The organism is Streptomyces sp. NPDC001508 (assembly GCF_040298665.1).
In the GTDB taxonomy this organism is placed as follows: domain Bacteria; phylum Actinomycetota; class Actinomycetes; order Streptomycetales; family Streptomycetaceae; genus Streptomyces.
The window spans coordinates 49,798-59,928 of record NZ_JBEPAP010000061.1 but is presented as its reverse complement, the minus strand read 5'-3'; the positions used below and the strand labels follow the sequence as shown (position 1 = coordinate 59,928).

At 73.0% G+C, this 10,131-nt stretch carries 11 protein-coding genes; 5 read left to right on the top strand and 6 right to left on the bottom strand.

Features of this window, described 5'->3' with window-relative positions:
- Positions 1–278: 278 nt before the first annotated feature.
- A complete protein-coding gene (locus ABT245_RS36610) occupies positions 279–854 on the bottom strand; it encodes a TerD family protein (RefSeq protein WP_351742542.1) in 576 nt (191 codons plus the stop codon).
- 277 nt (positions 855–1,131) lie between these two features.
- Between ABT245_RS36610 and ABT245_RS36605 the strand changes: the two genes are divergently transcribed.
- Positions 1,132–1,515, top strand: a complete 384-nt coding sequence (locus tag ABT245_RS36605; protein ID WP_351742540.1) for a BlaI/MecI/CopY family transcriptional regulator — start codon at positions 1,132–1,134, stop codon at positions 1,513–1,515.
- Between the two features lie 4 nt (positions 1,516–1,519).
- Positions 1,520–2,452, top strand: a complete 933-nt coding sequence (locus tag ABT245_RS36600) for a M56 family metallopeptidase (protein ID WP_351742537.1) — start codon at positions 1,520–1,522, stop codon at positions 2,450–2,452.
- Between the two features lie 72 nt (positions 2,453–2,524).
- Here the strand turns inward: ABT245_RS36600 and ABT245_RS36595 are convergent, their stop codons facing one another.
- Entirely contained in the window at positions 2,525–2,980 is a 456-nt protein-coding gene (locus ABT245_RS36595; protein ID WP_351742534.1) for a tellurite resistance TerB family protein, read from the bottom strand.
- A 531-nt stretch (positions 2,981–3,511) separates the two neighbouring features.
- Here ABT245_RS36595 and ABT245_RS36590 point away from each other — a divergent pair.
- Positions 3,512–4,714, top strand: coding sequence for a PP2C family protein-serine/threonine phosphatase (locus tag ABT245_RS36590; protein ID WP_351742531.1), 1,203 nt, complete (start codon positions 3,512–3,514; stop codon positions 4,712–4,714).
- 37 nt (positions 4,715–4,751) lie between these two features.
- Here ABT245_RS36590 and ABT245_RS36585 read toward each other — a convergent pair whose 3' ends face one another.
- The 3 genes from ABT245_RS36585 to ABT245_RS36575 all read right to left on the bottom strand — a co-directional run bounded on the left by ABT245_RS36585 (position 4,752) and on the right by ABT245_RS36575 (position 6,762).
- Complete coding sequence (locus ABT245_RS36585; protein ID WP_351742528.1) at positions 4,752–5,567, bottom strand: SAM-dependent methyltransferase; 816 nt, start codon at positions 5,565–5,567, stop codon at positions 4,752–4,754.
- An 81-nt stretch (positions 5,568–5,648) separates the two neighbouring features.
- Entirely contained in the window at positions 5,649–5,861 is a 213-nt protein-coding gene (locus tag ABT245_RS36580) for a DUF397 domain-containing protein (RefSeq protein ID WP_351742556.1), read from the bottom strand.
- A gap of 25 nt (positions 5,862–5,886) precedes the next feature.
- Positions 5,887–6,762, bottom strand: coding sequence for a Sco1979 family transcriptional regulator (locus ABT245_RS36575; protein ID WP_351742525.1), 876 nt, complete (start codon positions 6,760–6,762; stop codon positions 5,887–5,889).
- Positions 6,763–7,088: 326 nt separating this feature from the next.
- Between ABT245_RS36575 and ABT245_RS36570 the strand changes: the two genes are divergently transcribed.
- On the top strand, positions 7,089–7,826 hold the full coding sequence (locus tag ABT245_RS36570) for an ATP-binding protein (RefSeq protein WP_351742523.1): 738 nt from the start codon (positions 7,089–7,091) through the stop codon (positions 7,824–7,826).
- Positions 7,827–7,980: 154 nt separating this feature from the next.
- Here the strand turns inward: ABT245_RS36570 and ABT245_RS36565 are convergent, their stop codons facing one another.
- Positions 7,981–8,970 (bottom strand): alpha/beta hydrolase, encoded by a 990-nt coding sequence (locus ABT245_RS36565; protein ID WP_351742521.1) that lies wholly within the window; start codon positions 8,968–8,970, stop codon positions 7,981–7,983.
- A 278-nt stretch (positions 8,971–9,248) separates the two neighbouring features.
- Between ABT245_RS36565 and ABT245_RS36560 the strand changes: the two genes are divergently transcribed.
- Complete coding sequence (locus ABT245_RS36560; RefSeq protein ID WP_351742519.1) at positions 9,249–10,112, top strand: fructosamine kinase family protein; 864 nt, start codon at positions 9,249–9,251, stop codon at positions 10,110–10,112.
- Positions 10,113–10,131: the final 19 nt, after the last annotated feature.

The following is a 10,131-nucleotide window of genomic DNA, read 5'->3' as shown; positions in this document are numbered from 1 at the left end:
ATCTCGGCGTCCGCGGCCGGCGCCCAGGCCCGCGGCCGGGTCGCCGCCCGGCCGGTGGCATCGACGCTCGGGGCCGCGTGGATCTCCGCGGCGTCCGCGGCCGGTCGGAGCGCCTGCGCGAAGTCCGCCCGGTCTGCCGGACACCGGCCCGGCACAACGCTCACGCTCTTTCCCCGGCCGGTACGAGGACCCGTCCGACGCGGGGCAGGCGGCCGGGACGCCGGCGTGCGAGGGCCCAGGGCACGGCCCTCACACGGTTCTTCGGCGCGCGTCGCGGCTCAGACATCGACTCCGAAGTCGGCGGCGATGCCCGCGAGGCCCGAGGCGTACCCCTGGCCGACCGCACGGAACTTCCAGTCGGCGCCGTTGCGGTACAACTCGCCGAAGATCATGGCCGTTTCGGTCGACGCGTCCTCGGACAGGTCGTAGCGGGCGATCTCGGCGCCGCCCGTCTGGTTCACCACGCGGATGAAGGCGTTGCGGACCTGCCCGAAGCTCTGGCCGCGCGACTCGGCGTCATGGATCGACACCGGGAAGACGATCCGCTCGACCTCGGCGGGCACGGCGGCCAGGTCGACCTTGACGGACTCGTCGTCGCCCTCCCCCTCACCGGTGAGGTTGTCGCCGGTGTGCTCCACCGAGCCGTCGGGGCTCTTCAGGTTGTTGTAGAAGACGAAGTGCTGGTTCGAGGCGACCTTGCCCTCGGAGGTCAGCAGCAGCGCCGAGGCGTCCAGGTCGAAGTCGGCCCCGGTGGTGGTCCGTACGTCCCAGCCCAGCCCCACCAGCACGGCGCTCAGCCCCGGCGCCTCCTTGCTCAGCGAGACATTGCCGCCCTTGGCCAGGGAAACACCCATGCTCCATACCTCCACACACGCGGTCGACTCGGGTCCGTGCCACGGACCGAGCTAGAATCTACAACACTGTAGAAGTAATCGCGGAGAGGGCGCGTACAGACCCGACCGAATGCGCCACACCGCTGCACGGCGGCCCGGGGAAGCGAGGTGACGCTGCGTCGACGGCCGCTTTCGGCCATGGGCGGCCCTCCCCGAACGGGTGGCCGCCGCCGGCTCTATACGATGTGACGCCCCGGGGCGAGGAGCCGGGCGGGGCGCAGCAGAGGGGAGACAGCGTGTGACGAACCCGGATCCGCACCGTCCGCGCCGGGCGCAGGGCGCATTGGAGACGCAGGTGCTCGCGGCACTCCATGAGGCCGACGGCCCGGTGACCGCCGGCTGGGTGCAGGACCATCTGGCCGCCGATCTCGCCTACACCACCGTGATGACGGTGCTGGCCAGGCTGCTGGCCAAGGACGCCGTCACCCGGCGGCGCGAGGGCCGCTCGTTCGTATGGCTGCCCGCCTCGGACGGCGCCGGGCTCGCCGCGCTGAAGATGCACAAGGTCCTGGACGGCGAGCGGGACCGCAGGGCGGTGCTGGCCAGTTTCGTCACCACGCTGCCGCAGGACGACGAGCAACTGCTGCGCGAACTGCTGGACCAGGCCGGCGACGAGGACTGACCGCATGGGGATCTTCGTCTTCCTCCCGCTGGTGCTGCCGCTGACCGCCTGGCCGATCGCGCGCCTGGCCGAACAGCGCCTCCACCCACGGACCGCGACGCTGCTGCTGACCGGCGTCTCCTGCGTCATGGCCCTGTGCAGCACGGTGTGTCTGGCGCTGCTGATGGTGGTCGGCACCGCGCAACTGCCCGGCAACCCGCTGCCGGACGGCTGGTCGGACCCCGAGGTGCGGGAGAGCGTGCCGCGCCATGAGATCGTCGGCAAGGCCGCGATTCCCGCGCTGGTCGCGGTGGTCGGCGCAGGTCTGCGCGCGCTGCTGCACCATCACCGGTTCCGGCGCCGCGCCCACCGGGCCCTTGCGGAGCTGCCGCGCACGGAGGTGGCGGTGCTGCCCGACGCCGAGCCGTACGCGTATGCGCTGCCGGGCGGCCCGCGCGACCGCATCGTGGTCTCGACGGGCATGCTCACCCGCCTCGCCCCACGGGAGCGCCGGGCCCTGTTCGCCCACGAACGCACACACCTCGCGGCCGGCCACCATCGCCATCTGCTGCTGGTCCGGCTCGCCGCCTGCGCCAACCCCTTCCTGTGGCCGCTGCGCAAGGCCGTGGCCTATACGACCGAGCGCTGGGCGGACGAGGCGGCGGCCCAGGTTGTCGGCAGCCGCCGGGCCGTCGCCCGGGCGATCGGCAAGGCGGCACTGGTCCCCCACGGCGCGCACGCGCCCGCGTTCACGCCCTTCGCGGCTCCCGGCCCGCTCCCCCGCCGGGTCGCGGCCCTGCTCGGACCGGCGCCCGCCGTGCGGGCCTGGCCGCCCATCTTCACCGCCGTGGGCCTGGCCCTGTGGACCGCCGCGACCGGGGCGCTGCTGTCGGCGATGTTCTCGGCCAACTCGGCGGTCACGCTGCTGCTGCTCCTGCACGCGGCCACGCCCCTGTGACGCGGACCCGCCCGGGGCGGGCGGGTGCCGCGCCCGGCCGCCGCGCCGGCGTCCCGCCGCGACGGCCCTCGCTCACAGGTCGAACTCGTGGGGCGGCAGCCCGAGCGCGAAGCACGCCTCCCGGACCACGGCGCGCTCGGTGGCGTCGAAGTCGCCGTCGGCACCGCCGATGACGATGCCGATCTGGATCACCGCGCGGGCCTCGGCGGGCTTCTTCTTCGCCTTGGCGATCTCCTGGAGCACGCCGACCTTGCCGAAGTCGAAGTCGGCGGTCAGCTTGTCCAGGTTCTCCTCGAAACGGCGCCGCAGGTCGTCCGCGGGGAAGTTCTGCAACACCTCATTGCTGAAGATGAGCTGGGCGACGCGCTGCCGCTCCGCCGGGTCGATCTCTCCGTCGGCCGCGGCCACCAGGGCGCACATCGCCATGCTCGCGTCGCGGAACGCACCGCTCTTGAGGTCGTTCTTCTTCGCCACCAGCTGATTCTGCATCTGCGACGCCGAGTCTTTGATGCGGTCCCACAGGGCCATGTCGACTTCCCTCACTCCGGGGCCGCCCCATCGCGCACTAAGCCGCACCGGCAGCCACCTTTACTTCTACAGTGTTGTAGAAGATAGCATTCGCCGGCCCCGAAGGGGCGCGGGGCTGTATCGATATGCGGCTCCGCCGCGATGGGGGTCCCCCTGGTCGAGCGAAGCCGAGAACTTGGGGGAGCGACCCGCCACGACGGTGCCGCAGTGAGGACCGCGCGGGCCCGGCCGTCCCGGGCGACCACGACGGCCGTACGGCCCGCCGCCTCGGCCCGGCCTTGACGCGTCGCAGTTGCTCCGGCAGGGACATGGCCCGGGTCGGCCGGCCACTGCTCCCTGCCGACCAGGACGGGGCCACGACCCGGCACACGGGGGCCGACCCGGCACAGCAGGGTCGGGGGCGACGCGTCCGGTTCGGGGGCGGCGCGGACCGGTGCGACGGCGGGCCACGGGCACTGGGCGACGGCCGACCGGAGGAGCCGGGCGGGCAAGGGATGGCCGACCGGCCCGGGGTGGGGCACGCTGGATGACATGGGTGACCGGCAGAGCGCGACGGGTCTCCGGCAGCCATGGCAGTCGAGTCAGGCGCTGCTGCTGCTTCCGGTCGCGCTGATCGCCGCGATCACCGTGGTGGAGGTCCACTCGCCCCAGGGCTTCCACCTCGCCTCCGCTCTGGTCATCGCCCCGGCGCTGACCGCGTCGTTCGCCGGCCCGCGGACGACGGCGGCGGTCGGGGCGCTGACCGTGGTGGCACAGAGCCTCATCGGGCTGCTGCACGGCGAGCTGACCACCGCCAACCGCATCGTGCAGCTCATCACCCTCACGGTGCTGTCCGTGCTGGTCGTGATCTACTGCGCGATCCGGGACCGGCGGCACGCGCAGCTGGTCCGGGTCCGCTCGGTGGCCGAGGCCGCGCAGCACGTCCTGATGTGGCCGCTGCCGGAGCAGATGGGCTTCGTACGGATCGCCTCCCTGTATCTGGCGGCCGAGGACGAGGCCCAGATCGGCGGCGACCTGTACGCGGCGACCCGCGCGTTCGGCGGGGTACGCGTGCTGATCGGTGATGTGCGCGGCAAGGGGCTGTCCGCGATCGGGGAGGCCGCCACCCTGCTGGGGGCCTTCCGTGAGGCGGCCCCCCGGCGTCCCGTGCTGACGGACCTGGCCGAGTCCCTTGAGCAGAGCGTCCAGCGCTACGCGGCCGAATCCGAACCGCCCGAGGAGGCGGGCGAGCGCTTCGCCACCGCCCTGCTGGTGGAGATCCCCGACGGGCACCCGGTCGTCAGGATGGCCACCTGCGGTCATCCGCCGCCGCTGCTGCTCTGCCAGGGCCGCAAGGTCACCGTCCCGACCCTGCGCCCCTCCCCGCCCCTTGGGGTCAGGGACTGCGGGCTGGTACCGGGATGCGGGCCGGCCGACCGTGAGCTGGACGAGATCCCCTTCGAACCCGGCGACACCCTGCTGCTGTACACCGACGGCGTCATCGAGGCCCGCGACGCCGACGGCCGTTTCTACCCGCTGGCCGAGCGCGTCGCCCGGTGGTGCGACGCGCCGCCGGACACCCTCGTCCAGCATGTGCAGCGCGATCTGGTCGCCCACACCGGCGGCCGCCTGGACGACGACGCCGCCCTGGTCGTGCTGCACCGCACCTCCGCGGTCCGCGGGCGGCAGCACGTGCGGATCGTCGAGACGGGCGTCTTCCGCCCGACCACCGACCCAGGACCCGCCACCCGCTGACCGGGGCCGGAACCCGACGGGTCCCGGCCCCGGGAGGTCACGGCTTGCGGGCCACCGCTCCGTACATCGCGATGTCCTCGTCGCGGATGCCCTGCTCGCCCGTGCCGTCCGGGTGCCACTTGTGGACCTGGACGATGCCCGGCTCGACCAGGTCGAGGCCCTCGAAGAACGCGTGGGCCTCGTCTATGGTGCGCAGCCGCATCGGCATGTTCCGGGCCGCGTACTCGCGGGCGACGCGGCCCACCTCCTGCGGCGCGAACTCGGCGGTGCCGATGGACATCGCCAGATAGCTGCCGGAGGGCAGCGGCTCCAGCAGACGGCGCACGACACCGACCGCGTCGTCCTCGTCGAGCATGAAGTGGACGATGGCGATCACCGTGAGCGCCACCGGCTTGCCGAGGTCAAGGGTCTCGCGCAGCTCCGGGGCGTCCAGGATGGCGCCCGGGTCGCGGAAGTCGGCCTCGATGTACGCCGTCCTGCCCTCGGGGGCGCTGGCCAGCAGCCCCTGGGAGAGGGTGAGGACGATCGGGTCGTTGTCCACGTAGACGACCCGCGCCTCAGGGGCCACCGCCTGCGCGATCTCGTGCAGGTTCGGAGAGGTGGGGATGCCGGTGCCGACGTCCAGGAACTGGCGCACGCCCGCCTCCTCGGCGAGCCAGCGCACGGCCCGGTTCATCCAGTCCCGGTTGGCGCGCATGTGGATGGGCAGGGCGGGCCACTCCCGCGCCATGGCGTCGCCCGCCTCCTTGTCAGCGGGGTAGTAGTCCTTGCCGCCCAGGATGTAGTCGTAGATCCGGGCGGAGTGGGCGTTCTCGGTGTCGATGCGGTCGGCCGGCCATCCGTTGTCGGGCAACGCCGTGTCTCCCATTCGAGTCGGGGATGCAGCAGGGGATCGATGGAACAAGCAGCTACAACGCAGCTATAACAAGTCGGTTCACAGGAGGAAGTCGGCATCACCCGACTTCACACCCGTGAGGAAACTGGTCATTTCGCGGGGGGTGAAAACCAGCGCCGGGCCCTCGGGGTCGGTCGACTGGCGCACGGCGACGCGTCCGTCGGCGAGCTTCTTCACTTCCACGCAGGCGCCGCCGGCGTCGTCGCTCCACGGCTTGGTCCAGCCGCGCGCGCCGAGTTCCCGGGATGGCATGCCGTTGTGTATGGGGTGGTGCACGTCAGAGCTCCTTGCGTATCGCACCGAGGACGGCCTCGGTCTTTCTGGCGGGCGCCGCCTGGGCGCCCAACCGGTCCAGGGACTCTCGGTACACCACTACATCGTCGCGCTTGTCCAGATAGACGGCGCCGACCAGGCCGTTGAGGTAGACGATGTCGGGGAGTTCGGGTGCCCGGAACCGGAAGAGGTGGTAGGCCCCGGCCCGCATGGCGGGATGGGGGCCGTTGGCGAACGGCATGATCTGCAGGGTCACCTGCGGCAGCCGGTTGACCTCGATGAGATGGTCGATCTGCGCGCGCATCACGTCGGGGCCGCCCACCGGCCAGCGCAGCACCGTCTCGTCCATCACGATCCACACCCGCGGCGGCGCCTTGCGCACAAGGAGTTCCTGGCGGCGCATGCGCAGCGCGACCCGTCGCTCCGTGGCGTCCGCCGACGCGTGTGGATTGCCCGCGCCCAGCAGGGCACGCGCGTAGGCCGGGGTCTGGAGCAGCCCGTGGACGAACTCGTTCTCGTACGCGCGGATGTGCAGCGCGGCCTGCTCCAGGCTCAGATACGCGGCGAACCAGTCCGGCATGACATCGCGGTACGTGTGCCACCAGCCGCGCTTGTTGGCCTCGCGCACGGACTGCAGGAAGGTCTCTATCTCCTCCCGGTCCGTCACGCCGTAGGTCTGCAGCAGCTTCTCGGCGTCGGCCAGCCGCAGCCTGGCCACCTTGGCGGCCTCCATACGGCGGATGGTGGAGTGGCTGACGCCGATGGCCTCGCCGGCCTCCTCATAGGTCAGACCGGCCCGGTTGCGCAGTTCCTCCAGCTGCCGGCCGAGGATCATGCGAAGGACGGAAGGAGCGCCGCCCCAGTCGGTCTCCGCGGTCACGCTTACCCCCTCGCACCAGGTTCCAGGGTCACCGTCTCACGCGGTCGGTTCCGGCGCCTCAGTCGATCACTTGTTGACGCAAGCAGCATGCACGCCACCACTTGCAAATTTCAACTTGTCGGTTGCGAGCAGATGTTGGCGGATGTCACAGTGGACCCACTGACTCGGCTCATCGAATGAGCAGGCGGAACAGCCCAGTTGGGGGAGATTGGGCTGCAATCGGGCGTCATCCGGCGCGCGTTGTCGCCCGTTCGTGCTGTGCGGCCGACCGAACCACGACGCGAGACGCCCCCCACTCAGCGAGGCCGGACGAAAGGCGTACGGCGATGACTGCGCCCTTGCTCCCCCAGCCACTGGACCGACTGCCCGACGACCGGTCCGCCGGTGCCGCACCGGCGGGGGCCTGGCAGCCGGCACCGCTGCCGGGCGGCGACAGGTCCGCGAGCCCGCATGCGGCCCCGTGGCCGCGCCGCTCGCCGCAGTCGGCGAGTTCCACCAGACCACCCGGAGGCGAGCATGCCGGTCGACTCCCTGGGCCCGACGGCCCCGACCCTCTCGCCTCCGGGTCTCAACCGCCCGGCCATGTGCACGCGCTCGATCTGCCCGCGACCCCCGCTTCGGTCGCCGCGGCACGCAGAGCCGTGCGCGCGCTGCTGACCGGCTGGGGCACCGACGAGGAGGTACGGGACAACGCCGTCCTCGTCACCTCCGAGCTGGTCACCAACGCGGTCACCCACTCGGCCAGCGAACGGATCGCCTGCCGGCTGCACAGCACCGCGGGCCGGCTGCGCATCGAGGTCGAGGACCAGAACCGTGCCGCCGCGCTGCCGGCGCCCCGGCGGCCGGACCCCAACGACCAGAGCGGACGCGGACTCCTGCTGGTCGAGGCACTGAGCCGCGACTGGGGTGTCACCGGCACCCCCCGCTCCGCACGTGTCGTCTGGGCCGAGCTGGCGACGACCACCGGCGCGGCCCCGTCACCGGCCCCCCGGCCCGACCGGCCCACCCCCCACCCGGATGAAGGACGCCCCCCAGCCCATGGACCGATGTTCACCCAGCCCTGACCCGCGCCCACGGCGCTCCGCCCGCCCGGCCGCCCCGCCGTGCGGCCGGGGTCGCGACACGGCACAGCCCTGCTCGGCCGACCCGTCCTGGACGCGCACCCGTCCAAGGCCGGGCCCGGAGCACCCGTCCGTCATCTGGTGAACCGGCGTGCCCTCACCGGCGCGGGGACACCTGCGCGAGCCATTGGGTCAGCAGGGTGTTGATCCGCTCGGGGCGTTCCTGCTGGATCCAGTGGCCGCAGCCGTCGAGCAGATGCGAGGCGGTCAGGCCGGGCAGGGTGCCGGGGAACGCCTCGATCGCGCCGGCAAGCCAGGTCGTGGAGGCGTCGAGGCCGCCGCCGACGAACAGTGACGGCTGGGTGACGGGAGCGCCGTGGAAGTCGGCGAGATCGGCCCAGTCCCGGTCCATGGCGCGGTAGCGGTTCAGTGCGCCGGTCAGCCCGGTGCGTTCGAACTCGGCTGCGTAGACGTCGAGTTCGTCTTCGCCGAGCCAGGCGGGCAGCCGACCGGCGGGAAACCGGTCGCGCAGCCTGCCGCCCGCGGCGACGAAGTGCGGATCCGGCGCCCCGGGCGCGGGCATGGTGTCGGCGGACAGGGCGGCGTAGAAGCCCGCGAGCCAGCCGCGCACATCGGGTTCGATCTCCGACTCCGCGCGGCCCGGCTCCTGGAAGTAGGAGACATAGAACTCCTCGGGGCCGCCCATCGCCGCGAACACCTCGCTGGGCCTCAGGCCGCCGGGCGGGGTGTAGGGCACGCTCAGCAGGCCCACGGCGCTGAAGACGTCGGGACGGACCAGCGCCGAGGTGGCGGCGATGGCGGCGCCCCAGTCGTGTCCGACGATCACGGCGGACCGCTCGCCCAGCGCCTGCACCACGGCGACGTTGTCCGCCACCAGTTCGAGCATTCGGTACGCGTCGGCCTCGGCGGGTTTGGAGGAACGGCCGTAGCCGCGCACGTCCACGGCGACGGCCCGGTAGCCGGCGGCGGCCAGCACGGGCAGCTGGCGGCGCCAGGAGTACCAGGACTCCGGGAATCCGTGCACGAGGAGCACCAGCGGCCCGGTTCCCTGTTCCACCAGATGGGTCCGGCCCGCCGGGGACGGCACCAGGCGATGGACGGCGTGCGAAGGGGTGGTCTGCGGCATGGTTCCTCCCAGACGATCGGGGACTGCTGGCCCGATCATGCGGGAGCCGGATTCCGCCGCCGAGCGACGTTGCCGGTTCGGCAAACTCCGCACCACGGCCCGAGCGGCCGGCCGGCCCGGCTCCGCGATCGGAAGTCGCAGGGGCGTCGGGCGCATTGCCGCCCGCCTGTGTTCTCCGTCACCACCGCGCGCAATGCGGTTCTCCGCGTCCTGCCACAAGGCCGCCTGCGCGCAGACCGCGGCGGCCTGTATTGCGGACCGAGACCTACCCTGGGCCCATGGTGCACAGCGGCGAGGGGCCGCGGGCGGCGGCGGCCCGGCTCACCGGGCGGGCGGCGACGCGGGTGCGCTCGCTGTCCGGCACGCTGAGCGAGGTCGGCCTCGACGGCGGGCCGGTCGTGGTCGTCAAACAGGCCGGCGCTCCGCGCGCCGTGGCCGCCGAGGTGGCCGGGCTGCGCTGGCTGGCCGCCGCGGAGACGGTCCGGCTGCCGGCCGTGCGCGGCCATGACGCGCGATGGCTGGTGCTCGACCGCGTCCCGACCGGGCGGCCGGGCCCCGGCGCCGCGGTCCGGTTCGGCCGCGCACTGGCAGGACTGCACGCCGCCGGGGCGCCCGCCTTCGGCTGCCCGCCGCCCGGCGGCCCCGAGGAGGCGTACATCGGCCGCGCCCCGATGCGCAACGCCCCCGGTGCCCACTGGCCGTCCTGGTACGCCGAGCACCGGGTGCTGCCCTATCTGCGCGCGGCCGACGCCGGCACCCTGCGTCGGGGCGAGGCCGGCGTCCTGGACCGCGTCTGCGAGCGGCTGCCCCTGCTGGCGGGCCCCGCCGAGCCCCCGGCCCGGCTGCACGGCGACCTGTGGCACGGCAATGTGCTGTGGGGCGGCGACGGTCACGTCCGGCTCATCGACCCGGCCGCGCACGGCAGGCACCGGGAGACCGACCTCGCGATGCTCCGGCTGTTCGGCTGTCCCCACCTGGAGCGGGTGCTCGACGGATACCAGGAGACCACGCCCCTGGCGGACGGCTGGCGCGAACGCGTCGGGCTGCACCAGTTGTTCCCGCTGCTGGTCCACGCGGTGCTGTTCGGGCGCGGCTACGCGGAAGAGGCCCTCACGATCGCCCGGCGGCTCCTGACGGCCTGACACGGGTCAGCGGTGGCCG